24 protein-coding genes are annotated in these 21,977 nt (G+C 63.0%); 10 read left to right on the plus strand and 14 right to left on the minus strand.

Annotated features, from left to right (window positions below; genetic code table 11):
- Nucleotides 1-62: 62 nt before the first annotated feature.
- On the minus strand, nucleotides 63-1,019 hold the full coding sequence (locus OO730_RS06700) for a tetratricopeptide repeat protein (protein ID WP_264983811.1): 957 nt from the start codon (nucleotides 1,017-1,019) through the stop codon (nucleotides 63-65).
- 281 nt (nucleotides 1,020-1,300) lie between these two features.
- Nucleotides 1,301-2,314 (minus strand): tetratricopeptide repeat protein, encoded by a 1,014-nt coding sequence (locus OO730_RS06705; RefSeq protein WP_264983812.1) that lies wholly within the window; start codon nucleotides 2,312-2,314, stop codon nucleotides 1,301-1,303.
- A gap of 226 nt (nucleotides 2,315-2,540) precedes the next feature.
- Between OO730_RS06705 and OO730_RS06710 the strand changes: the two genes are divergently transcribed.
- The 4 genes from OO730_RS06710 to OO730_RS06725 all read left to right on the plus strand — a co-directional run bounded on the left by OO730_RS06710 (nucleotide 2,541) and on the right by OO730_RS06725 (nucleotide 4,365).
- Nucleotides 2,541-2,804 carry an FmdB family zinc ribbon protein gene (locus tag OO730_RS06710; protein ID WP_264983813.1) on the plus strand — a complete coding sequence of 88 codons (264 nt, stop codon included), beginning with the start codon at nucleotides 2,541-2,543 and terminating at the stop codon, nucleotides 2,802-2,804.
- Nucleotides 2,805-2,830: 26 nt separating this feature from the next.
- Nucleotides 2,831-3,763 (plus strand): hydroxymethylbilane synthase, encoded by a 933-nt coding sequence (gene hemC / locus OO730_RS06715; protein WP_264983814.1) that lies wholly within the window; start codon nucleotides 2,831-2,833, stop codon nucleotides 3,761-3,763.
- Nucleotides 3,764-3,769: 6 nt separating this feature from the next.
- On the plus strand, nucleotides 3,770-4,033 hold the full coding sequence (locus tag OO730_RS06720) for a helix-hairpin-helix domain-containing protein (RefSeq protein WP_264983815.1): 264 nt from the start codon (nucleotides 3,770-3,772) through the stop codon (nucleotides 4,031-4,033).
- Between the two features lie 134 nt (nucleotides 4,034-4,167).
- Complete coding sequence (locus OO730_RS06725) at nucleotides 4,168-4,365, plus strand: hypothetical protein (protein WP_264983816.1); 198 nt, start codon at nucleotides 4,168-4,170, stop codon at nucleotides 4,363-4,365.
- Nucleotides 4,366-4,735: 370 nt separating this feature from the next.
- Here the strand turns inward: OO730_RS06725 and cobT are convergent, their stop codons facing one another.
- Nucleotides 4,736-5,803 (minus strand): nicotinate-nucleotide--dimethylbenzimidazole phosphoribosyltransferase, encoded by a 1,068-nt coding sequence (gene cobT, locus OO730_RS06730; RefSeq protein ID WP_264983817.1) that lies wholly within the window; start codon nucleotides 5,801-5,803, stop codon nucleotides 4,736-4,738.
- A gap of 158 nt (nucleotides 5,804-5,961) precedes the next feature.
- Between cobT and OO730_RS06735 the strand changes: the two genes are divergently transcribed.
- Nucleotides 5,962-6,795 (plus strand): WcbI family polysaccharide biosynthesis putative acetyltransferase, encoded by an 834-nt coding sequence (locus OO730_RS06735; protein ID WP_264983818.1) that lies wholly within the window; start codon nucleotides 5,962-5,964, stop codon nucleotides 6,793-6,795.
- A gap of 40 nt (nucleotides 6,796-6,835) precedes the next feature.
- Here the strand turns inward: OO730_RS06735 and OO730_RS06740 are convergent, their stop codons facing one another.
- Entirely contained in the window at nucleotides 6,836-7,675 is an 840-nt protein-coding gene (locus tag OO730_RS06740) for a class I SAM-dependent methyltransferase (RefSeq protein ID WP_264983819.1), read from the minus strand.
- Between the two features lie 192 nt (nucleotides 7,676-7,867).
- Here OO730_RS06740 and OO730_RS06745 point away from each other — a divergent pair, with 192 nt between their 5' ends.
- A complete protein-coding gene (locus OO730_RS06745) occupies nucleotides 7,868-8,224 on the plus strand; it encodes a hypothetical protein (RefSeq protein WP_264983820.1) in 357 nt (118 codons plus the stop codon).
- A gap of 97 nt (nucleotides 8,225-8,321) precedes the next feature.
- Nucleotides 8,322-9,233 (plus strand): tetratricopeptide repeat protein, encoded by a 912-nt coding sequence (locus OO730_RS06750; RefSeq protein WP_264983821.1) that lies wholly within the window; start codon nucleotides 8,322-8,324, stop codon nucleotides 9,231-9,233.
- 1 nt (nucleotide 9,234) lies between these two features.
- Here OO730_RS06750 and OO730_RS06755 read toward each other — a convergent pair whose 3' ends face one another.
- The 4 genes from OO730_RS06755 to pyrR form a co-directional block, all read right to left on the minus strand.
- Nucleotides 9,235-9,489 carry an Ada metal-binding domain-containing protein gene (locus OO730_RS06755; RefSeq protein ID WP_264983822.1) on the minus strand — a complete coding sequence of 85 codons (255 nt, stop codon included), beginning with the start codon at nucleotides 9,487-9,489 and terminating at the stop codon, nucleotides 9,235-9,237.
- A gap of 326 nt (nucleotides 9,490-9,815) precedes the next feature.
- Nucleotides 9,816-10,418 (minus strand): hypothetical protein, encoded by a 603-nt coding sequence (locus tag OO730_RS06760; RefSeq protein ID WP_264983823.1) that lies wholly within the window; start codon nucleotides 10,416-10,418, stop codon nucleotides 9,816-9,818.
- Nucleotides 10,415-10,951 (minus strand): homoserine kinase, encoded by a 537-nt coding sequence (thrB, locus tag OO730_RS06765; protein WP_264983824.1) that lies wholly within the window; start codon nucleotides 10,949-10,951, stop codon nucleotides 10,415-10,417. The genes OO730_RS06760 and thrB overlap by 4 nt, the downstream gene beginning before the upstream one ends.
- A gap of 3 nt (nucleotides 10,952-10,954) precedes the next feature.
- Nucleotides 10,955-11,497 (minus strand): bifunctional pyr operon transcriptional regulator/uracil phosphoribosyltransferase PyrR, encoded by a 543-nt coding sequence (gene pyrR, locus OO730_RS06770; protein WP_264983825.1) that lies wholly within the window; start codon nucleotides 11,495-11,497, stop codon nucleotides 10,955-10,957.
- Nucleotides 11,498-11,665: 168 nt separating this feature from the next.
- Between pyrR and OO730_RS06775 the strand changes: the two genes are divergently transcribed.
- The 3 genes from OO730_RS06775 to OO730_RS06785 all read left to right on the plus strand — a co-directional run bounded on the left by OO730_RS06775 (nucleotide 11,666) and on the right by OO730_RS06785 (nucleotide 13,563).
- Nucleotides 11,666-12,013, plus strand: coding sequence for an IscA/HesB family protein (locus OO730_RS06775; protein WP_264983826.1), 348 nt, complete (start codon nucleotides 11,666-11,668; stop codon nucleotides 12,011-12,013).
- 383 nt (nucleotides 12,014-12,396) lie between these two features.
- Nucleotides 12,397-12,987: a Spy/CpxP family protein refolding chaperone gene (locus OO730_RS06780; protein WP_264983827.1), complete on the plus strand. Its 591-nt coding sequence runs from the start codon at nucleotides 12,397-12,399 to the stop codon at nucleotides 12,985-12,987.
- Between the two features lie 237 nt (nucleotides 12,988-13,224).
- Nucleotides 13,225-13,563, plus strand: coding sequence for an IscA/HesB family protein (locus tag OO730_RS06785; protein WP_264983828.1), 339 nt, complete (start codon nucleotides 13,225-13,227; stop codon nucleotides 13,561-13,563).
- A gap of 619 nt (nucleotides 13,564-14,182) precedes the next feature.
- Here the strand turns inward: OO730_RS06785 and OO730_RS06790 are convergent.
- The 6 genes from OO730_RS06790 to OO730_RS06815 all read right to left on the minus strand — a co-directional run bounded on the left by OO730_RS06790 (nucleotide 14,183) and on the right by OO730_RS06815 (nucleotide 21,958).
- Nucleotides 14,183-15,421 (minus strand): phenylacetate--CoA ligase family protein, encoded by a 1,239-nt coding sequence (locus OO730_RS06790; RefSeq protein WP_264983829.1) that lies wholly within the window; start codon nucleotides 15,419-15,421, stop codon nucleotides 14,183-14,185.
- A 405-nt stretch (nucleotides 15,422-15,826) separates the two neighbouring features.
- Nucleotides 15,827-16,627 carry an ABC transporter ATP-binding protein gene (locus OO730_RS06795; protein WP_264983830.1) on the minus strand — a complete coding sequence of 267 codons (801 nt, stop codon included), beginning with the start codon at nucleotides 16,625-16,627 and terminating at the stop codon, nucleotides 15,827-15,829.
- Nucleotides 16,628-16,774: 147 nt separating this feature from the next.
- Nucleotides 16,775-17,986, minus strand: a complete 1,212-nt coding sequence (locus tag OO730_RS06800) for an ABC transporter substrate-binding protein (RefSeq protein WP_264983831.1) — start codon at nucleotides 17,984-17,986, stop codon at nucleotides 16,775-16,777.
- 121 nt (nucleotides 17,987-18,107) lie between these two features.
- Nucleotides 18,108-19,154, minus strand: a complete 1,047-nt coding sequence (locus OO730_RS06805; RefSeq protein WP_264983832.1) for a branched-chain amino acid ABC transporter permease — start codon at nucleotides 19,152-19,154, stop codon at nucleotides 18,108-18,110.
- 2 nt (nucleotides 19,155-19,156) lie between these two features.
- Nucleotides 19,157-20,044 (minus strand): branched-chain amino acid ABC transporter permease, encoded by an 888-nt coding sequence (locus OO730_RS06810; protein ID WP_264983833.1) that lies wholly within the window; start codon nucleotides 20,042-20,044, stop codon nucleotides 19,157-19,159.
- Nucleotides 20,045-21,958, minus strand: coding sequence for an AMP-binding protein (locus tag OO730_RS06815; protein WP_264983834.1), 1,914 nt, complete (start codon nucleotides 21,956-21,958; stop codon nucleotides 20,045-20,047).
- Nucleotides 21,959-21,977 lie beyond the last annotated feature (19 nt).

Genomic DNA, 21,977 nt, shown 5'->3' on the forward strand with positions numbered 1-21,977 from the left:
CGCAGATGGCCGTTTGTCGGCAGCCTGGGCCGCCCTTGTGGGCGGCTTTTTTGCGTGACCTGCTAAAGGCCGACGGCCTCCCTCCCTGGAAGCCAGATGTCCTGTTTGCGCCTGTCCTCGGCCTCCACCGCCCTGGTGCGGGCCACAGCCACCGCCTTGACGTCGTGGGCGTAGACGGCCTCGGCCAGGAGCCCGGCGCGGCGGGCCACGCCGTCCGGCACCGGAGGCTTGTTGTACTTGGCGCGCAGCCCGACGTCGTCGGCCAGGGCATTGGTGAGCATCACCAGGTCGCCCGCCTGAGGCAGGTCCGGGTTCAGGGCGAAGCATTGGGACAGGGCGCGCATGCAGTCCCACCATTGCCCCTGCTCGTAATAGGCCCGGGCCAGGTTGTAATAGAGGTGATCGTCGGCCTCGGTGTACTTGAGCGCCCGGCGGTAGCAGATGACCGCCCCGTCCAGGAAACCGATCTTGCGCAGCCGGATGCCGAACTCGTTGAACAGGAACTGGTCCTTGCCCGGGAAGGGGGCCTTGACCCGGATCAGCTCGCGTATCAGGTTGCGGCCCCGCGTGCTCAGGCCCGCCAGGATGTACTCCACACCCAGCTCGAACAGGCCGCGTACGTTGACCTCGTCGAGGCAGAGCACGGACCGCCCGGACTCAGGGCCGCACCCGTCGCCCGCCAGCCGGTAATCGTGCCGCTTGACGGCGGACAGCATGCGGTCCTCGAAGACCGATACCTCGGGAGTGTAGTCGGACAGCAGCTCGTCGGCGGAGATGATCGCCTCGGCGTGGAAGGGAAGGAAGTCCCCGTCCACGCCCCGGACGCCGTAGGCGGAGCCCCCCACCTGGCGGACGAGCCAGTAGTGGGCGTGCCCGTGGCCGACAAGGGTGGTGCCCCGGATGACGTTCCGGGATTTGCTGGTGGAGAAGACGCAACAGATGTGGCCGATGTCGCCCCGGCCGCGCCGGAACCGGGAGCGCTCCCTGCCGTCCAGGGAAACGTGCGAGTCCTTGCTCATGGGAATACCTTCCGCAGGGCTGCCCCATGTCCGGCCCAGTCCGCCCGCCATGCGCGTTTTCCCCTCGCGCCGGGCAGGCGTCTCACGACGTCGCCGAACACGGTGCTGCAACCCTTCGTGCGTCCGGGCTCCCGCAAGACACCGACGCGATTACAGTCGAAAATCCGCTTCCGGGCAGGTGCCCGGACACGGTTTCCACCCGTGAACCTCCTCTCTCATCGGAGAGGCGGCAGGGGAGCTTTAGGGGAAAAAGATTAGAAAACCGAAGTAGTGAGAATCGGTTACTTGCCGCGGCCGTGTTTCTTCAGCTCGACGAAACCAACCGGGCTGCCCGACCGGGCGCGGCCCCGCTCGATCTCGAGGCCTGCGGCAACGGGGCCCTCGTCCAGCCGCAGCCTGCCGGAGCCCGTGGCCAGGATCTGCCGGGCGCGGGAGGCTACGTGGGGCGGAACGGCGGGCTTGCCGTAGCGCAACTGGAGGTCTTCGTTGTTCTCCAGCCCGACCATGACCTCGAACAGGTTGCGGGTCACTTCCAACTGCGGGTTGAGCCGGTGGCTCTGGATCAGGTTGTCCAGGGAGGCCTCCCATTCGCCGTTCTCATAATGGGCGCGGGCCAGGTTGTAGTAGAGGTTCTCGTCGTCCTTGACGAAATCGAGCCCCCGCCGGAAATACTCCACGGCCTCGGCGAACATGCGGTTCTTCCTGAGCGCGATGCCGAACTCGTTGAACAGGTGCTGGTTCTTGCCGTCGAACGTCGCCTTGATCTTGACCAACTCGGCCAGCAGGTCCCTGGCCCGGTCCGTCTCGCCCCGCTCGAGATAGATTAGCCCCAGGCCGAACAGGGCCTTGACGTTGTTCTCCTCGATGCCGCGCGCCCGCTCGTATTCGGCCCGGGCACGGTCCAGCCGCCCGCGCTCCCGGTGCTCGTCACCCCGGTCCAGGGTCTTTTCCAGCTCGAGCATGGCGGGCAGGACCAGTTCCTCGTAGTAGGCGAGTTCCGGGCGGTAGCCGTCCACCAGCTCCTGCAGGTCGATGGTCTCGGCGTCGCCCGAGGGCACATGACGGTCGTTGAGCAGCCGCCCCTCGAACACCCCCCTGTCCACCTGCTCCACGAACCAGAAATTCTGCCCCTTGTGAACGCGCCGGTTCATGCCCACGCCCATTTCGACCGCCGTGGTCGTGGAGAAGGCGCACTTGACGCACCCGCCACGGGAAAGGTAGCGCCAGCCCGAGGGGGTCTCGTCGCCGTTGCCGGCGGATGTGGGCAGTTCCAGGCCGAAAAAATCGTCGCTCATGTTTCACCATCGCTTGCTGTCATTCGATATCCTTCAGGGGACACTCCTTTTTCCCATCTGAGTCGGTTCGTGTAAAGGGGTCTTTTCACAATAGGGGGCTGGACAAGGCCCCGCGCGTTGTTACCTTGGTGCTGCGCGGGCCGAAACATTGCCAGCCCGCACCTTTTCAGCTATGGATTTCCTGCGCCGGGCACGACCCGGCGTCAAACCGTTATTGGAGCGCGCCATGCCCATATTCGAATACAAATGTAACGACTGCGGCCATGAATTCGAGGAACTCGTCTTTGACAGGGAGGAATGTCCCCCCTGCCCCAAATGCCAATCCGAACAGACCGGCAAGCTCATGAGCGCGGTCCGCTCCAAGGTGGGCGGCTTCCGCCCCGACACCGGTGATTCCGGCACTGCCGCCGATGCCGGTTCCGGCACCGAATTCTCCTCCAGTTCCCCGTGCGCCGGTTGCTCCGGCGGCGACTGCTCCAACTGCGGATAACCGCTTTACTCCGAACAAGGTTTCCAATGAAAAAACTGACCATCGCCACCCGGGGCAGCGCACTGGCCCTGTGGCAGGCCAATCATATCAAAGACTGCCTGGAGGCCGAACACCCCGGCCTGACCGTCGAACTGCTCAAGATCAAGACCAAGGGCGACAAGATTCTGGACGTGCCGCTGGCAAAGGTCGGCGGCAAGGGCCTCTTCGTCAAGGAGATCGAGGAAGCGCTGCTGGACGGCCGCGCCCAGCTCGCGGTCCATTCCATGAAGGACGTGCCCACCGAACTGCCCGACGGCCTGGAAGTGGGCATCATCCCCGAACGCGAAGCCCCCACCGACTCCCTCCTGTCCGTCAAGTACGACGGGCTGAAGGGGCTGCCCCAGGGGGCCGTGGTCGGCACCTCCTCCCTGCGCCGCCAGTCACAGCTGGCCACCCTGCGCCCGGACCTCAATATTGAATCCCTGCGCGGCAACCTCGACACCCGCGTCAAGAAACTCTTAAGCGGCGATTTCGACGCCATCGTGGTGGCCACCGCCGGGCTGAACCGGCTCCAGCTGTCCGCGCCCAAGCAGGAAGTCCTCGGTCCGCCCGAATTCCTGCCCGCCGTGGCCCAGGGAGCCCTGGGCATCGAATTTCACACCGACAACACCCAAGTGCGGGACATGCTCGCCTTCCTCGACCACCTGCCCACCAAGCGGCAGGTCATGGCCGAGCGCGGCTTCCTGACCGGCCTGGACGGCGGCTGCCAGGTGCCCATCGCTGCCTGGTCCGTCATCGACGGCGACACGGTCAAGCTGACCGGCTTCGTTGCCGACGTGGACGGCTCCCGCCCCATCCGGCTGGAGGAAGAGGGTCACGTGGACAACGCCTGGGACGTGGGCATGGCCCTTGCCCGAAAGGTCCTCGATGCGGGCGGCAAGGCCATCCTGGATGAAGTCTACGCCCGCGAATCCGCATAGCCGACCATGAGCGACAAGGCTGCCCTGAAACGCCTCCAGGTGATCCCCGGCGTGGGGCCGAGCATGGCCAGGGACCTCCTCGGCCTCGGCTACACCTCCGTTGAGGAGTTGGCGGGGCAGGACCCGGAGGCCATGTACCGGCGGCTCATGGACCAGGCGGGCCGACACATCGACCGATGCGTGCTCTACGTTTTCCGGTGCGCGGTCTACTTCGCGTCCGTTGACGGGCACGACCCCGAAAAACTGAAATGGTGGACGTGGAAGGGATGAAAAAGATCAACAAGATTCAGCTTCCTGGAGAGCGCAGGCCAAGGGATGTCACCCATACCCTAAAGGTTTCCGCATTATTGCCGATAAAAACAGCAAGTAGAATATTCAATGCCCCACCCAAGGAGGTACGGATTATGGAAGTTGCTGGTTTTAACGTCAACACGTCCAACAACGCGGAAATGGTCAAGTCCATCCGCAAGGTCAGGCTCCAACGAGAAGTTCTCGAAAACCCGGAAATGGCCCGCGAACTGGTCAAGGTGGAAGCCACCGGCACCTACAACGCCAAGGGCGACGTCATCCAGGCAGTCACCGGAGACTTAGGCGATGCATAGCGTGCCGCACGGTTCTCCAAAAGAATAGGCCGGTCAATTCTGACCGGCCTATTCTTTTGGAGAACCGAGAACTCGGCTTGCGATAGCGGGCCATCTGCACATTTTTCCGGCTTGCCGCTGTCCTCGCCGTACGGGACGGTGCACGGGAACCCGCTTGTGGTGTCTTTGGGACAAGTGATTTTGCGGCCGCAAACATCTCGCCGCAGGCGACATAAACAGTTTGGGAAAAGAAGGGGATGGGGGTCCGGGGGAGCAGTAGCGCACGGCGAGTCATCGAGCCTTGGAGATGGCGACAGCAGCGAAAGGGGAGAAAAAAGCCCTTTTCAAAGGGTTTTTCCTCCCCTTCCCCCGGCCGCCGGAGGCAAACTATCTACTCGGCTTCGGCTACGCCCGCGTCGGAGAAGGTGGCCATCTTGTTGAACATGTCCGTGGCTGCACGGACCAGAAACATGGCGCAGGCCGCGCCGGTGCCTTCGCCGAGGCGGAAGCCGAGGTCGAGGTAAGGGGTCAGCCCCATGGTTTCGACGGCCTTCTTGTGGCCGGGTTCGGCGGAGGCATGGCTGATGATGCAGTAGTCCATGACCGTGGGGCAGATTTTCCAGGCCGCGAGATAGGCGGCGGTGGAGATGAACCCGTCCACGCACACGAGCTGGCGGTTTTTCGCTCCGCCGAGCACCAGTCCGGCCAGGGCCGCGATCTCGAAGCCGCCGAGGGCGGCCAGGATATCGACGGGATCACCGGCGGCGATTGCGGCGGCGTTGGCCGTGAGCCCCTTGCGCACCACCTGCGCCTTGGAGGCAACGCCCTTTTTGTCCAGGCCGGTGCCGGGGCCGGTCATGGCCTCGGGGTCCAGGCCGAGATAGGCGCAGTACATGGCCGTGGACGGCGTGGTGTTGGAGATGCCCATGTCGCCGGTGCCGAGCACCTTGACGCCGTCGGCGTGCGCGCGGTCGGCCAGGGATATGCCGAGCATGAGCGCCTTGATGGTCTGCTCGCGGGTCATGGCCGGGCCCTGGGCCAGGTTGGCCGTGCCGGGAGCGATCTTTTCCTGGATCAGACTGGGATGCTCGTCGAACGGGCCGCCGCAGCACCCCGCGTCCACCACGAACAGCTCGGCCCCGACCGTACCGGCCAGGGCGTTGATGCCCGCGCCGCCGTTCAGGAAATTGAGCACCATCTGACGGGAGACCTCCTGCGGAAACAGGCTGACGCCCTCGTCGTTCACGCCGTGGTCACCGGCAATGGTGTAGACCCGCATGGGGTCGGCAACGGGCGCGTTGCCCTCCTGGACAAGATAGAGCTTGAGCGCCAGGTCCTCCAACCGCCCCAGGCTGCCCTGCGGCTTGGTCAGGTCATCGAGATGCGCCTGGCCGCGCGGGGCCAGGGACTGATCCACGGGCTGGATACCGCCCAACACCTTATTGAATTCGCTTTCCATTTAAATTTCCCTTCCCATTTTGAAAGTGTGTCCGGGTGGGATACACCGCCCTCCCCCTGCCTGTAAACCGGCGCGTGGATCATATTGTGCGCAACCGGGTTCCGTGCTATCAGGCGGACATATCTTTATAACGGGATTTCAACCGCTTCCGGACACGCATGACCAAGGAACTCTGCATCGTACACGCCAACTGCCAGGGCGACCCCCTGGTCGAGCGGCTGCGCCTGTGCCCGGAATTCGCGGACCGATACGAGTGCGTGCTGATCACCAACTACACGCGCGAGCCCGTGCCCGCAGACCTTCTTTCCCGGTGTTCCCTGTTCCTGTACCAGCGCCTCGGGCCCAAATGGGACGAGCTGGCCTCGGAATCCCTGCTCGCGAAGCTCCCCGCCGACGCCCGCAGCCTGTGCGTGCCCAACATGTTCTTCACGGGCTACTGGCCCACCTGGTCGGGCGCGACCGGCTTCGACTACCGCTGCTCGCTCCTTGACGAACTCACCGCCACCCCCCTGCCCGTCGAGGAAATCGTCCTGCTCTACATCCACACGGACATGGCCGCCAAATTCGACCTGCTGTCCATGGTGATCGACACGCTGGAGCGGGAGCGGCAGCGTGAAGCCCACACCCCGGTCAAGTACCTGGACATCATCAGCCGCGACTACCGCTCGGAGCAGCTTTTCAACACGGTCAACCACCCCCGGAAACGGCTCATGAACCATGCGGCCTCCGGCGTGCTGCGCGAGTTGGGGTTCACCGCGCCGGACGCGGCGGCCCTCGACGCGCTGGGCGAGCCCTTCCCCGAACTCGAACAGCCCATCAACCCCAAGGTGGCCGCCCACTTCGGCTGGGATTTCGCGGGGCCGGACAGGCAGTACGAAATCTACGGCCGCAAGATGAACTTCTCCCGCTGGGTGTCCAACTACGTGTTCGCCAAAAAGGCCGGGGTAAAGGATTTCATCGGATTCCTGCAGGGCGACGACATCGCCATCTGACCGACCGAAGAAAGCCCGGCATCAGCCGGGCTTTTCATTTTTACTTCGTGGCCGAAACCAAGGCCAGGCCGTTGTCCGGCACCGGCCAGTCGTCGTGGTGGGCCACGTCGGCGAAACCGGCCTGGCGCAACAGGCCTTCCATCTCGTCACCTGTCCACGCCCGGGTGGTGGACCGGTAGGTGACCGGCTCGGCGTCGCCTTGGGCCAGCACGTGGAAGCACTGCAGGGCCACGGACTCGGCGTCGAACCAGTGGTTTTCAGTCAGGCATACATAGGCCCGGTCCGAGAACAAGCCGCCGTTGTCAGCGCGCGTTCGGGAACGGGGCTCCTGCCCGGATTTCCTGACGGCCCCGAACCGCTGCCGCTCGATCAGCAGCCGACCGCCCGGGGCCAGCGCCGCATGGGCCTTGGCCAGTATCCGTTGACAGACCTCCGGAGGGAACACGTTCAGCTCGCCATAGAGCATCATGGCCAGCTCGAACGGGCCGCCGAAATCGGCTTCGGCCACGTCGGCCAGCCTGAATTCGGCCTTGCCGGGCGCGCCGAACGTGTCCTGGGCGTAACCGATGGACGCGGGGCTGAAATCCAGCCCGATATAGTAGTTGGCGTCACCGGCCAACAGCCTCGAATACAGGCCGGGGCCGCAGCCGAGGTCGAGAATGGACGCCGGGCCGCCGGACAGGCAGCGCGACGCGATCCACGCGCACTGCGCCTCGATAACGGACGACTTGCGGCTGGCGAGGTGGTGGTCCTGGGAGAGGTGCTCCCTGAGAATCCGCGCGCTGAACGCAGGATCGTTCCAGGGAATCTTGTGGCTGCCGTCCCAGAGGGAGGCGGCGTCGGGGGTATGGCGGACGGTATCGAATAGGGGGTTGGTCATTATGGACTCCTAAAGGCATGAGTAAACCGCGCTTTCATGGGAAAGCGTTCTGCATGGGGACAGGGTCGGCAAGAATCGGGTTAGGCATCCATAATGCGGAGATCGATATACCACCGGCGGCCCGGTGGCAACCCCTTCAGTGATTCCATATTCCGGCCGATACAGTGTGCGGACACGAACCACGGAGGGTTCATGTACGTAGCAACCGACACCGCGCCCGTGATGGACGGGTACGCCTTTGAGATGCACCTGAACGAGCTTGCCGGGGAGCAGGCCGCCAAGGCGCTCGGCGATCTGGTGAGCTTTTCCGACGAGGCCGTGGCCGCGTTCAGGGAGGCGGCCATCGAGCCCATCAAGAACGGCACCTTCACGCTGGAATCCATTGAGCGGCGCATAGGCGTCGTGCGGGAAGAGATCGCCAGGGTCTGGAACTCCGCCCTGCCCGACGACGAAAAAATCCGCCAGATATCCGCCAAGGAGAACGAGATTTCCCTGCTCCAGGCGGGCCAGTTCACCTTTGCCAAGGCCGGATTCACGAAAACGGTCTGACATCCCCTTTGCTGCGCCCCCCCCCGCGTGACAAACGGCCACCCATCGGGTACGCATTCGGCATATCCGCCTCATCCGGGCGACGAGCGACCGACACATGGACAACAAGAAATTTCTCGGGCTGCTGACGGGCAGCAACGACGCACCCAGGCTGTCGACCACGGCCATCATCATCGCCGTGGTTTTCCTGATCGTGCCGCTGGCCATGCTGCAGCTCGCGCCCCAGTTCATGCAGACCGCCGAGGACGGGCAGCCCGGACAGGAAGACTTCAACCTGGCCATGGCCTATATCCTCACCGACCTGAACGACCAGGCCGCGATCCCTGTGCTGCAAAGGGCTGCGGACGCGGGCAACCCCAAAGCCATGCTGGTGCTCGGCGTCATGTACGCCAAAGGGGAGATCGTCCCCGGGGACATGGACAAGGCCCGCTCGCTGCTGGAGGAACCGGCCAGGCTCATGTTCCAGCCGGCCCTCAACTTCATGGGCATCATGGCCGTGCACGACGGCGACCTGGAGCGGGCGTGGCAGCTGTTCGACGACTCCCTGGAGCGCTCGACCGTGATCATCTACGACGAGGACAGGCTCACCCCCAACTACTGGATGGGCTATCTCTATTCCAACAAGCAGTTCTCGCGCTACAACCTCCACGCCGCCGACATGTACATGGCCCGGGCCGCCCGGTCCGGCCGCGAAGACATGCAACTGCGCTACGCCGCGTTCCTGATCTTCGAGACCATGGACTACGGCAAGGCGATCCCCCTGCTGGAAACCCTGACGGCAAAGGACAACGTCAAGTCAAAGGCCCTGACCGCCTTTCTTCATGCCGAAGGGTACGGATATGAAAAGGATTGCGCCAAGGCCTTTGACCTGGCCACGGACTGCGCGGACCAGGGCAGCGGACTGGCAATGACCGTCATCAGCGACCTGTACCGGACGGGCTGCGGCGTGCCCAGGGACCCTGAACTGGCCCGTGTCTGGGCGGAAAAGGCCAGGGCCGCGCGGGACTGATTTAGGGCTTGCAAATCTTGCAGGGCCGAAACCCCGCAGCCAATGCCTGTTGCCGCGAGGAAAACTCCACAACGCAATTCTTGCAGTTGTAGTACCGGCAGCCGGGCTGGTGAAAGATATGCGAGTTCCGGTTGCCGTGATAGACGATCGAAGCCGCCTGGGCCTCGCCCAACACGGTCAGAGCCGCCCCCTCCACTGCCAGGCCCGCGAACAAGAGCGCCAGGGCGACAAATGCGGGGATCAACAGTTTTCTCATGGAATACACACTACGCCGACACGTCCAAGCCGTCCAGCCATGAAAAAGCCGCCCTTTGCAGGCGGCTCGTCAATGCTTGAGGCCGAAACTTCGAGAAGGAGTCGAGTGCCAGGCGCAAGGTGAATTCGCCCCGCAGCGTACTCTTCGGTACGCGAGGACGCGAATTCAGCGCAGCAACGACGCAATCGGCGGCTTATCAATGCTCGCCCAGGAGACCGAAGCTTCGAGAAGGAGTCGAGTGCTAGGCGCAAGGTGAATTCGCCCCGCAGCGTACTCTTCAGTACGTGAGGACGCGAATTCGGCGCAGCAACGACGCAATCGGCTTCTTATCGGAGCTTCGGCGGACCGAGGACGATCATCTCGGCTATGGTGTGATCCACCTTGGGCAGCATACGCAGGTTCTTGCCCACGAACTGCATCTCGAGCTTGACCAGATCCATGTACAGCGGGGTGCGGTCCACCACGGGCGGGTTGTCCATGCCTGCGGTCAGCTCCTGGCAGCGGTAGCAGCCGGGGAAGCGGATTTCCTGGCCCGTGGGCTTGGTCAGCAGGTTGGGCACGCCGTGCATGCGGCAGATCATGAGCCGATGCTGGTACAGGCCGCAGACGCCCTGGTTCTCGTCGATGTTCAGCGGGCACATGACGTGCGGGCGCTCGCCCCGGGACAGCGCGGCCTGGGCCTGGTCCACGTACTCCTGCGCCCGGGCCCTGATCTCCTCCAGCCGGTCTGCGGGGAGCTTGTTCAGCCCTTCCCACATGTAGGCCCACTCCACGTAGGTGTGGTGCTGGAAAAAGGACAGGCAGCAGTTGTCCGTGCAGCCGTCGCAGCGCATGTTGATGGGACCGGCCACCTCGTCGTAACGGGTGACCATCTTGTCGTATATGCCTGCCAGCTTGCGGAAGGCGGCCTTGGGGGTCAGTTTGTTCATGAAAAATCGACTTGTTGGAGTATGGCCTCCACGCATTCCCCGGGCGTGGACATGTCCGTGGATACCGTGATGTCGGCGGCGGCACGGTACAGCGGCTGGCGCTCGTTGTAAAGATCGCGCATGGTCTTGCCCGGTCCGATGGCCAGCCCCCGGTTTTCGGCGTCGCCCACGCGCTTGATGAAAGTGTCCTCCCCGATGTCGAGCATGACCACCGGGCCGAGTTCCTTGAGCCTTGTCACGGCCCTTTCGCCGTAGATGACCGACCCGCCCGTGGAGATGATGGTCCGGGTCAGATTCAGCCTGGCGACCAGCTCCTCCTCGATGCGCAGGAAGTCGTCCAGGCCGTAGGTGTCCATGATCGCCTGCAGCGGGATGCCGTAGTAGGACTCCATGTACCGGTCCGTGTCGAGCCGCCCCCAGCCGAGCCGCTCGGCCAGCAGTTCGCCCAGGGTGGACTTGCCGGCCCCGGCCATGCCCACCAGGGTGATGCACGGATACTGAACCTCGTCGCGCTTGATGGGCACGAAAGCCATGCGCTATTCGCCCCGCACGAGGCAGACCTTGTCCTCGTCGTCGCGCTCGGCGACCAGCACGTTGATATGCTCGTCGCCCAGAGTGTCGATCCTCTTGCCCACGTAGTCGGCCTGGATGGGCAGCTCCCGATGGCCCCGATCCACGAGCACGAGCAGTTCCACCCGCTTGGGGCGACCGTAATCCAGGATCGCCTCCAGGGCGGCGCGGATGGTCCGGCCCGAGTAGAGCACGTCGTCCACCAGCACGATGGAGCGGCCCTCGACCTCGAACCCGATCTCCGAACAGTTGATGACCGGAGCCAACTCCAGGTTGGTGGTCCAGTCGTCGCGGTACAGGTTGATGTCCAGCTTGCCCAGCGGCACCTTGGTGCCCAGCCGCTCGTCAAGGAGCTTCTTGAGCCGTTCGGCCAGGTCCGCCCCGCGGCGCTGGATGCCGAGGATGGCAATGGACTCGTCGTCGCCCCGGCGTTCGTAGACTTCAAAGGCCAGACGCTCGAGCGTCCGGCTCATCTCCTTTCCGGTCAGTATAGTGCCGCATTCTTTCATGGCATGGGCCTCTCATGGCTGTTTTTTCACGGTCCGAGGAATGGAGGAAATTAGCCCATCTACGGGGGGTGGTCAACTTGCGCAAGTAGGAATCACTGCTTTTGGATTTGACAAAGGATAGTATTGATCTTACCTCTTCTTTTCCCGACCACAATTAGGAGGAATTATATGTTTGAAGTAACCGAAGCCGCCCAGAAACAGCTGGAAGGCTATTTTTCCGATAAAGAAGCGTCCCCCATCCGCGTGTACCTCGCGGCCGGTGGCTGAGCAGGCCCTCGCCTGACCCTGGCTCTGGATGAGCCTAACGATAAAGACGTCACTTACGAAGCTTCCGGTTTCACCTTCGTCGTAGACAAGGAACTCGAAGCCCAGACCGGCAATATCAAGATCGACATGACCTACTACGGGTTCGTGGTCGACTCCGAGAATCCCGTTGGCGGCAGCAGCGGCGGCAGCTGCGACTGCTCCTCTGCGGGTTCCTGCGGTTCCGCCGGATCCGGCGGCTGCGGCTGCTAGGGCGATAAGCCGCCATCTGCGGCGTTGCTGCAAAAAGGCCAGACCCTTGCGTATTGAGATACGCGGCGGTCCTGGTCTTTTTTTGCGCCTTGCAGCTGACGACTTCTCGCCCTAGCTGCGTCCCTCCGTCCTGGGGGATGATCGGTGGCGGGGAGAAGAGGTTCATGTGTTTGGCGCGGTCGGTGGCCACAGACCCTTGCGTATTAGGATACGCGGCGGTCCTGTTTTTTTGCGCCTTGCAGGTGACGGCTTCTCGCCCAAGCCGGTTCCATCCGTTCTGGAGAATGGGTGGCCGGGCACTGTGCCGATGTTCAGATTATAATATGAATGAAGAGTCCGCGCGGTAGGATTGAAGCCATTCACAACAGCACATGGGAGGTACCATGAAAAGGAATGCAATCATTCTGGCGTTGGTCGCAGCCATCGCACTTTGCGTTGCAGGGCTTGCAATGGCTCAATCCGGAAGCATGCCCGGTCCCGGCAGCGGCATGGGATATGGCGGCATGGGGTCCGGCGGCGGCAAAGGCTACGGCGGCATGTGGAGAGGCTACCAGGCCACGCCGGGGCAGCAGGAGGCGTTCAGGAAGATCACGGAGAAATACCAGCCGCAGTTCATCAAGCTGGCGGACAAGCTGTGGGCCAAACGGGCCCAACTCAACGGTGCCCTGGCCCAGGAAAAAATCGACCGGCAGCAGGCCAAGGCCTTTGCCAAGGAAGCCGGCGATCTCCTGGCCCAGTCCTATGAGCTGCAAGTGGAAATGCTCGCCGACATGCGCGAGCAGGGGTTGTCCTACTTCGGCATGGGCATGATGCACGGCGGCATGATGGGCGGCGGCATGATGGACATGATGCATGGAGGCATGATGGGCGGCATGATGAATATGATGATGGGCGGCGGCCAGCGGTATTACGGAGACGGTCAGCCCGGCCCCGGCGGCTATGGAAACATGCCGGGACCAGGCATGATGCAATAGGGCTTCGCCTGCGAAACACCCCCCCCCTGCCATCTCCTACCGTGGCGGATGGGCCCGACCTTTCTGCGTCTTGCAGATCAAGATTCTGTATTCCAACAGTCCGAAACTCATGGAAAACGCTCCGAAATGGGGCGTTTTCTGTTTTGGTGAAATACCTTTTTTTGCAGAAAAGGGGTTTACAAGACTATTTTCCTGATTACGTTTAGTAGATCGAAAACTACTATTAGGAGTATAGTCATGATCAATGTATCCGAATCCGCCCAGCAGGAGCTGACCAAATATTTCGCAGACAAGGAAGTGCAGCCCATCCGGGTGCACCTGGCCGACGGCGGCTGCGCAGGCCCCCGCCTGTCCCTGGCCCTTGACGAGCCGCGCGACGGCGACAAGTCCGTTGAACAGGGTGCCTTCACCTTCCTTATCAACGAGGAACTGGCTACCGCCTCCGGCGCGGTCTCCATCGACATGTCCGAGTACGGCTTTGTCGTGAATTCCGAGAACCAGATCGGTGGCGGCGGCTGCGGTTGCGCCTCCTCGGGTTCCTGTGGTTCCGCCGGCTCCGGCGGCTGCGGCTGCTAGGTTGCGATAAGCGGCGATCTGCTGCGTTAAGTGAATTGTTCGCGAGCAACGCGAGCGTTACAAGATCTTACACCTCAGGCGTGCTGCAAAAAGCCCAGACCCTTGTGTATTGAGATACGCGGCGGTCCTGGGCTTTTTTTGCGCCTTGCAGCTCACCACTTCTCGCAACCTAGCCGCGTTCCTCCGTCCTGGGGGACGGTCGGTGGCGGGAACTGGGAAATGCTGAATTCATTGCGATAGGCTGCGGATTATGCGTGGGGCGAAGTACACCGACATTACTCAGGTTCCCCAGCCCGGCGTCCGAAGAACCCAAAAAAATAAACGCGAGCGATTTGGGTGCCAAGGGCACCCAACAGCGGGTCACCCCACAGCCGTCCCGTAAGAAGAGGCTCTTCCTCCCCAAGACGCACTTCGTCATCTTCAGGCTTCGGAGAGTGGGTCGGATGTGCATTTTCCGAGGGGGGATTTGACCGCAGCGTAGCCTTCTACGTGAGGATCAAATTCCCCCTCGGAAAATGTGCAGACGGCCCGCTATCCGAAGCCGCAAGCAAAAACGAAAAGGGGTGGCATCTTGTGCCACCCCATTCGATTAGGACCGCAACCCCGGAATACCACCGGGTTAATCGAACGTCCTTTGGTCGACGAGCCGGGGAGCGCCCTCGGGCAGGGTGCCCGGCGCAACGGCTTCGACGATTGGTCTCAATTTCATGGTCGCCTGAAAATCGGCGACAAAGGATTCTTCATCCAGCGCGACAGCGGTCTCGCAGATCACGATCAGCGCATCTCTGCCATTATCACTCTTTACCTGAATCTGCCAGCCCGAAATGCCGGGATATTTGGCAATGACCGCAGCGGCTTGGCCTGGATAGATGAACTGACCCTTGACCTTGGCCGTGTCGTCGGCGCGGCCCTTCCAGCCCGTGAGCTTGCGGGCCGTGCGGCCGCACGCGCACTGGGCCGTGTCGATGGAGGACAGGTCGCCCGTGGCCAGCCGCACCAGCGGGTAGTCGGTGAAAAACGGGGTGACCACCACCTCGCCGAGTTCGCCGTCGGGCAGGGGCTCGCCCGTGGCCGGGTCGCAGATCTCCACATGCCGGTAATTGGACAGGTGCATGCCGCCCAGCTCCATGCACTCGTAGGCGATGCAGCCCACGTCCGCAGTGCCGTAGCCCTGGCGGACCGTGATGCCGAACATCTCCTCCACCTCGGCGCGCAGGGCTTCGGGCAGGGGCTCGGCGGCCACATAGGCCTTTTCCAGCTTGAAATCGTTCTTGAGGTCGAACCCCGCGGCCTCGGCCTTCTTGCCGATGACCTTGAGGTAACTGGTCATGCCCACGAAGGCCGTCACCGGCAGCTGGGTCAGGAACTCGATCTGCTTGTCCGTGTTGCCCGGCCCGGCCGGGACGACCGCGCACCCGATGTCCCGAAGCGGCTCTTCAAGCATCAACCCGGCGGGCGTCATGTGATAGGAAAACGTCATCTGGGCCAGATCGCCGGGCCGGAATCCCGCGGCAAAGAACCCCTCGGCCCATGCCCAGTAGTCCCCTTCCCGGCCCTCGGGATCATAGATCGGGCCCGGGGACTGATAAATACGCGACAGCTCGCCCGGCTTGCAGTTCAGGAACCAGCCGATGCCGTGCTCCTTCTGCCACTGGATGATGTCCTTCTTCCGGAGCGGCGGGATCTTCCCGTAGTCTTCGAAATTCTTGAAATCCCTGGCGCACGCACCCAACGCGTTCAGCCGCGCCCGGAACTCGCCCGACGACTGCTCGGCTTCCATCAGGACATCCTGCACGCCCTTCCACTTGCGCTTCATTCGCTTCTCGCGCGACTCGGTCTCATACTCGCTGTAGTACATAAAGATTGCCTCCGGCGGCCGGGGGAAGGGGGAGAAAAACCCTTTGAAAAGGGTTGTTTCTCCCCCTTCCCCCGGACCCCCATCCCCCTCTTTTCCTAAACTTTTTATCTCCGCTTCGCGGGGACCATGCGAAGCTGGCAGTTTGTTCCTGCATACGCCAGGACCGAAAAAAATGCCACCGTCATCGGGTGACAATCCGCCTCCCTCCTCCCAATTCTTCCGCCAACGCACACTCCCCCTGACGCGGGCAGCGAAGCGCCCCTGCGCCCGCCAACGACTGAAGGCTTTCGAGAGTGGGTCAGATGTGCATTTTCCCGGGCGCAGCCCTACCACAGCCGTACCCCCGTACGGCGAGGACAGGGGCAAGTCCGGGAAAATGTGCAGATGGCCCGCTATCGGAAGCCGCTACCCGAGCCAGCGTTTTCTTCTGCGGTAGTGTTTGACATCCCGATAACTTTTCTTGTCGCCGGTATGTCCCATGCCCAGGTAGAATTCCTGGACGTCCGGGTTGTTGAGCAGTTCCTTGGCCGTGCCGTCCATGACCACGCGACCGTTTTCCATGATGTAGGCCTGCTCTGCCACGGACAGGGCGGCGCGGGCGTTCTGTTCCACCAGGAGGATGGTCACGCCCTCGTCCTGGTTGATCCGCTTGATGATCTCGAAAATCTCTTCAACCAGCAGCGGGGCAAGGCCGAGGGACGGCTCGTCCAGGAGCAGCAACTCAGGCTTGGCCATGATGGCCCGGCCGATGGCGCACATCTGCTGCTCGCCGCCGGACATGTATCCGGCCAGCTGCCTGCTCCGCTCCTTGAGACGCGGGAAATACTCGTAGACCTTGGCCATGGACCCGGCGATCTCCGAGCGCGGGCGGGTGAACGCGCCGCACTTGAGGTTCTCCTCCACGGTCAGGTCCTCGAAGATGCGGCGGCCTTCCATGACCTGGAAGATGCCCCGCCTCACGATCTTCTCCGGGATGAGGCCCTGGATGGGCTCGTCGTTGTACTGGATGACCCCGTCCGTGACCTCGCCGTCCTCGGCTTCCAGCAGGCCGGATATGGCCTTGAGCGTGGTGGACTTGCCCGCCCCGTTGGCGCCGAGCAGGGCCGTGATCCGCCCGCGCGGGCAGGCCAGGGACAATCCCTTCAGGACCAGGACCACGTCGTTGTACACGACTTCCAGGTTTTCAACTTTGAGTACGTCGCCCAAAGGCTTGCTCCCGTTTTTGGCGACCGGGGGCGAAGGACAGCCCCCGGTCTTTTTCTCTCTCTATCTCTCACAGACCTTGCCGAAACTGTTCAAAAACCGGGCCGGATTCGCCGCAGCAACGACGCCAGACCGGAATTTTCAACAGTTTTAGTGGCCGAGCCAGTCGGCTCGACGCTCCAGGATCTGTTCCTTCACGAAGGTCAGCTTGCCGTCCTTGATGGTGTACAGGAACACGGCCATGTTCGGACGGTGGTCGTCCGGGAAGTAGGAAATGGCCGGGGCCAGTCCCATGGGATCGAAGTCGCGCAGGGTCTCCAGCGCGTCCTTGAGGGATTCGCCGGTGATCCCGCCCTTGGCGGCGGCCCTCTTCAGGCCCTCGGTCATGACCAGCACGGACACGAAGCCGCGCGTGAAGTGGGTCATCTGCGGCTCGTTGTTGGTCAGCTCCATGATCGCCTTCATGCCGGGCACGTCCTGACCGTAGACTGCGGCGGCCTGGTTGGAAAACGCGCCGTTGGCGTCCTCGCCGGCCAGCTTGGGCAGGTTCTCGTCAGAGCCCCAGATGTTGGTGAAGAAGGTGGTCTCCATGCCGATGTTCTTGGCCGACTTGAGGATGACGGACGTGGACGGGGTGGTGCCGCCGATCCAGCAGAAGTCCGGGGCCAGGTCCTTCAGGGGCAGCAGCTCGGTGGTGGCGTCGATGGCCTTGAGGGAGACGTTGGCGTCGCCCACGATCTCGAAGCCCAGCTCTTCGGCATACGCCTTGGCTCCCTTGATGGGGGCCAGGCCGTACGGGTGGTCCGGGTAGATGAAGGCGATCTTCGGCGCCCGGGCCTCGGTCCAGTTGTCCTTGAAGTACTTGATGGCCGCACGCGCCTGGGTGGAATAATCCGCCGCAACGAAGAAGTTGTACGGGGCGGTCTTGGGATCGGTCAGGTGGGCCGAATAGGACGCGGACAGGTCGGGCACCTTGTCCTTGGCCAGGTTGCGGACCAGGGCCTCGGTCACTGCCGAGCCGTAGCCCTGGATGCAGACCGCGCCCGCGTTGACCATCTTCTTGTACAGGGAAAGGCCCTGCTGGACGTTGTAGGCGGTGTCCTGCAGGTTGAATTCGATCATGCGGCCGTCGATGCCGCCGTTGGCGTTCACGTACTGGACGCCCGCCTTGAGACCCTGTGCATACGGCACGCCCACGGACGAGGTGGGTCCGGACATATCGACCAGCCCGCCTACCTGGATGGGGGTCGTGTCCGCTTTTTTGGTTTCTGCCGATTTCTGTTCCTCGCCTCCGCAACCAAAGAGCATCAGCCCGGCAAGAAGCATGGTGCACGCTGCGGTTATGATTTTACCAACCCTCATGTTCAACTCCTAAGGGGTTTAAGGGTTACACGCCTCCTCACCTCGATTCGGCGTTGTTTCTATGTTTGACCCGCTGCCGAGCAACGGGATTGAAACCTCGGGGCGAATCGTACCGCCCGCCCTAATGGGCAAAGGGATACAGTTTCCAGTACGCCTTGATCAGCCTCCAGCGATGGGCCAGCCCCTCCGGCTCGTAGATGAGGAAAAGGATCAGCACCAACCCGAACACGCCGTGCTGGATGGCCCCCACCACCTGGTTGATGGCCGGGAACCAGCCGCTCAGCCCGTTGGCCAAGACATTGAGCACCTCGGGCAGCAGGGTCAGGAACACGGCCCCGAACACGGACCCGATGACCGAACCGAGGCCGCCGATGACGACCATGGCCAGATAGGTGATGGACAGCCCGATATTGAACTGCTCGCCCGAGATGTAGCCGGTGTAGTGGCCCCACAGCCCACCGGCCACGCCCGCCAGGAACGAGCTGACGCCGAAGGCGATGATCTTGTACCAGAACAGGTTCACACCCACGATCTCGGCGGACAGGTAGAAGTCGCGGATGGACACGAAGGCGCGCCCGTACTTGCTGCGCATGATGTTGGACACCATGAGCAGACTTAAGCAGGCGAAAACGAAGAGCAGGTAGTACATCCGAGTCTCGGAGTCGAAGGCGAAGCCGAGTATCTCCGGCGGGTTGAGCAGCAGCCCGTTGGAGCCGCCCGTGAGCTCGCCGCCGTGCAGGAAGGTGTATTCCAGCACCAGCTGCGCGGCCAGGGTGGCGATGGCCAGGTAGATGCCCTTGAGCCGGAGCGACGGCACGCCGAAGACCATGCCGACCATGGCCGTGATCAGGCCGCCGGTGAGAATGGCCAGGGGGAACGGCACGCCGTGCAGGGTGCATTGGCCCGCGGCGAACGCGCCCACGCCGATGAACGCGCCGTGGCCGAGTGAAATCTGGCCGCACACGCCGGTCAGCAGGTTGAGGGAAACGGCCCCGATGACCGCGATGAAGATCAGGTTCATGATCGAGACCAGGTAGCTGCCCAGCCCGAACGGTGCCGCGAGCAGGCCCGCCACGAGCAGGCCGATCATGATTTTCTGGAAGCCGGACTGGAATATCCGGGCCTCGCCCTGGTAGGAAGTGAAGAAGAGTCCGCATTTGCCCTGCATGGCTACACCCTCTCGATCTCTTTGGTGCCGAACAGGCCGTATGGTTTGATCATCAGGATGACCACCAGGATGATGAAGGCCGCCACCTCCCTGAACCCGCCGAGGTTGAAGAGCTGCCGGGCCGCGCCGTCACAGACGTTTTCCAGCACGCCGATGATCAGCCCGCCCAGGGCCGCGCCGAGCAGGGAATCCAGGCCGCCCAGGATGACCGCCGGGAAGACCTTGAGGCCCAGGTGGCCGATATGGGAGTTGATGCCGTTGATGTTGCCCAGGATCACGCCGCCCACGGCGGACACGATGCAGGCGATGCACCAGCTCATGGCGAAGATGTTCTTGATGCCGATGCCCATGGACTGCGCGGCCTGCTGGTCGAAGGCCGTGGCCCGCATGGCCACGCCGGTCCGGGAATACTTGAAGAAGGCGGAGAACACGGCGAACAGGACCACGGACAGGAAAAAGGCCGCGATGTACACCGGGGCCACGGGCAGCCCGGCGATCATGACAGGCTCCGAGGGCAGCACCTGCGGGTAGACCTTGATCTGGGTGCCCCAGAAGAGCTGGACCAGGGACTTGAGCACCGAGCTCATGCCCACGGTGACCATGATGACCGAGATGTGCTCCTCGCCGATGAGCGGCCTGAGCACCATGCGCTCGATGGCCAGTCCGAGCAGGACCGAAAAGGCCAGCGTGATCAGAAACGCCCAGATGAACGGGATGTTGAACTGCACGGTCAGGGCGAAGCAGACGTAGGCGCCGACCATGACCAGCTCGCCCTGGGCGAAGTTCACGACCTTGGTGGCCTTGTAGATGATGACGAATCCCAGCGCCACCAGGGAATAGATGGAACCGACCACCAGCCCGTTGACTATCAGTTGGAGATAATATTCCACTTAGGCCTCCATGTCCTCGATGCGGATATCGCCGCACATTTCCCGCACCCGGCCGTCCTGGTAGGTGATTTCGGTTTCCAGATTCAGGGCGCAGGCGTCGGTGTAGAGCGCCTCGATGAGCGCGCCGTAGCGTTCGTTGATGGTCGTTCGCCGCACCTTGCGCGTCCGGGTCAGTTCGCCGTCGTCCGGGTCCAGTTCCTTGTAGAGCAGGCAGAACCGCTTGATCCGCGTCTCCTCCGGGAGCGTCGCGTTGGTCTTGGCCACCTCCGCCTTGACCAGCGCGTAGACCTCGTCCTTGGCCGCCAGGTCCTGGTAGGTGGTGTAGGTGATCATGTTGGTCTCGGCCCAGTGGCCCACGATGGCCATGTCGATGCACAGGATGGCGGCCACATGGTCGCGCCCGCCTCCCAGCACCACCGACTCGCGCAGGAACGGGGAGAACTTGATCTTGTTCTCCAGGAACTGGGGCGAGAACCGGGTGCCGTCGTTGAGGTGCATGACGTCCTTGACGCGGTCGATGACCACCAGGCGGCCGTTGTCGTCGAAGTAGCCCGCGTCGCCCGAAAGCAGCCAGCCGTCCTCGGTGACGGTCTCGCGGGTGGCCTCCTCGTTCTTGTAGTAGCCGAGGAACACGGCCGGGGACCGGGAGATGATCTCGCCCTCGTCCGTGATCCTGACCTCGGTCTCGGGTATGGGCGCGCCGACGGACGTGAAGTCCACCTCCCCTTCCTTGTGGATGCAGGAGATGCCCGCGATCTCGGTCTGGCCGTAAATCTGCTTGAGGTTCACGCCCAGCGCGTGGAAGAAGCGGAAGATGTCCGGCCCCAGGGCCGCGCCGCCGGTGGTGGCGCTGCGCATGCGGGAGAAGCCGAGCCGGTCGCGCAGGGCGCGGAACAGCCCCTGGTCGGCCACGAAATACTTGAGCCGGAGCCATGGGGAGGGAGTCCTGCCCGCGAACAGGGTGTCCACGTACTCGTAGCCGATGGGCAGGAAGCGGTTGTAGAGGAACCGCTTCATGGGCGTGGTCTCCATGATGTCGCCCTGGACCTTGGCCGCGATGGACTCGTACACCCTCGGCGGGGAAAAGAGGAAGTGCGGGCCGATCTCGCGCGAGTCGGCGCTGGCCGTATCCGGGGTCTCGGGGAAGTTGACGCAGAACCCGAAGAGCAGGGCCGAGGCCACGGCCATCATCTGCTCGCCCATCCAGGCCAGGGGCAGGAAGGAAACGAACTCGTCCCTGGCCGACTTGGGGTCGTACTTGCCCAGGTTGTGGGCCATGGACAGCAGGTTTCTGTGGGAGAGCATGGCCAGCTTGGGCCTGCCCGTGGTGCCCGAGGTGGTGGCGATGAGGCACGGGTCGTCCGGCTTGACGCCGCTGACGCGGCTCTTGAAATGGGCCACGCAGTCGGAGCGGGATTCGCGGCCCAGGCGGCGGACGGCCTTGAAATCCTCGAGCCCGTCCACGTCCTTCTCATAGGCGACCAATCCCTTGGGATCGTGGTAGATGATATGAGCGAGTTCCGGCAGGTTGCCCCGGAACGAGAGCATCTTGTCCACCTGCTCCTGGTCCTCGGCGACCACGAGCTTGCACTCGGAAAGGGCGAAGATGTATTCGATTTCCTCGGCCGGCGAGTCCTGGTAGAGGCCGAGCGCAATGCCGCCCAGACCCTGGATGGCCAACTCGGCCCATATCCATTCCGGGCGGTTGTCGCCGATGAGGATGACGATGTCGCCCCGGCCCAGGCCCAACGCCTCGAGCCCGCAGGCGAACTCGGCGGTGATGCGCAGGTTGTCCTGCCAGGACACGGCCTGCCAGACACCCCACTCCTTCTCACGCAGGGCAGTCTTTTGGGCGCGCTCCTCGGCCTGTCTGACGAGCAGTCGGGGCAACGTGGTCTTGTATGGTTTTGCCATGAAATTTCCTTATATTATC

It is taken from the genome of Pseudodesulfovibrio portus, from assembly GCF_026000375.1.
Taxonomy (GTDB): domain Bacteria; phylum Desulfobacterota; class Desulfovibrionia; order Desulfovibrionales; family Desulfovibrionaceae; genus Pseudodesulfovibrio; species Pseudodesulfovibrio portus.

Coding starts and splice junctions, on each gene's coding strand:
- OO730_RS06700 (WP_264983811.1), bottom strand. CDS start 1,019: ATGAGCAAGGACTCGCACGTTTCCCTGGACGGCAGGGAGCGCTCCCGG.
- OO730_RS06705 (WP_264983812.1), bottom strand. CDS start 2,314: ATGAGCGACGATTTTTTCGGCCTGGAACTGCCCACATCCGCCGGCAAC.
- OO730_RS06710 (WP_264983813.1), top strand. CDS start 2,541: ATGCCCATATTCGAATACAAATGTAACGACTGCGGCCATGAATTCGAG.
- hemC (WP_264983814.1), top strand. CDS start 2,831: ATGAAAAAACTGACCATCGCCACCCGGGGCAGCGCACTGGCCCTGTGG.
- OO730_RS06720 (WP_264983815.1), top strand. CDS start 3,770: ATGAGCGACAAGGCTGCCCTGAAACGCCTCCAGGTGATCCCCGGCGTG.
- OO730_RS06725 (WP_264983816.1), top strand. CDS start 4,168: ATGGAAGTTGCTGGTTTTAACGTCAACACGTCCAACAACGCGGAAATG.
- cobT (WP_264983817.1), bottom strand. CDS start 5,803: ATGGAAAGCGAATTCAATAAGGTGTTGGGCGGTATCCAGCCCGTGGAT.
- OO730_RS06735 (WP_264983818.1), top strand. CDS start 5,962: ATGACCAAGGAACTCTGCATCGTACACGCCAACTGCCAGGGCGACCCC.
- OO730_RS06740 (WP_264983819.1), bottom strand. CDS start 7,675: ATGACCAACCCCCTATTCGATACCGTCCGCCATACCCCCGACGCCGCC.
- OO730_RS06745 (WP_264983820.1), top strand. CDS start 7,868: ATGTACGTAGCAACCGACACCGCGCCCGTGATGGACGGGTACGCCTTT.
- OO730_RS06750 (WP_264983821.1), top strand. CDS start 8,322: ATGGACAACAAGAAATTTCTCGGGCTGCTGACGGGCAGCAACGACGCA.
- OO730_RS06755 (WP_264983822.1), bottom strand. CDS start 9,489: ATGAGAAAACTGTTGATCCCCGCATTTGTCGCCCTGGCGCTCTTGTTC.
- OO730_RS06760 (WP_264983823.1), bottom strand. CDS start 10,418: ATGAACAAACTGACCCCCAAGGCCGCCTTCCGCAAGCTGGCAGGCATA.
- thrB (WP_264983824.1), bottom strand. CDS start 10,951: ATGGCTTTCGTGCCCATCAAGCGCGACGAGGTTCAGTATCCGTGCATC.
- pyrR (WP_264983825.1), bottom strand. CDS start 11,497: ATGAAAGAATGCGGCACTATACTGACCGGAAAGGAGATGAGCCGGACG.
- OO730_RS06780 (WP_264983827.1), top strand. CDS start 12,397: ATGAAAAGGAATGCAATCATTCTGGCGTTGGTCGCAGCCATCGCACTT.
- OO730_RS06785 (WP_264983828.1), top strand. CDS start 13,225: ATGATCAATGTATCCGAATCCGCCCAGCAGGAGCTGACCAAATATTTC.
- OO730_RS06790 (WP_264983829.1), bottom strand. CDS start 15,421: ATGTACTACAGCGAGTATGAGACCGAGTCGCGCGAGAAGCGAATGAAG.
- OO730_RS06800 (WP_264983831.1), bottom strand. CDS start 17,986: ATGAGGGTTGGTAAAATCATAACCGCAGCGTGCACCATGCTTCTTGCC.
- OO730_RS06805 (WP_264983832.1), bottom strand. CDS start 19,154: ATGCAGGGCAAATGCGGACTCTTCTTCACTTCCTACCAGGGCGAGGCC.
- OO730_RS06815 (WP_264983834.1), bottom strand. CDS start 21,958: ATGGCAAAACCATACAAGACCACGTTGCCCCGACTGCTCGTCAGACAG.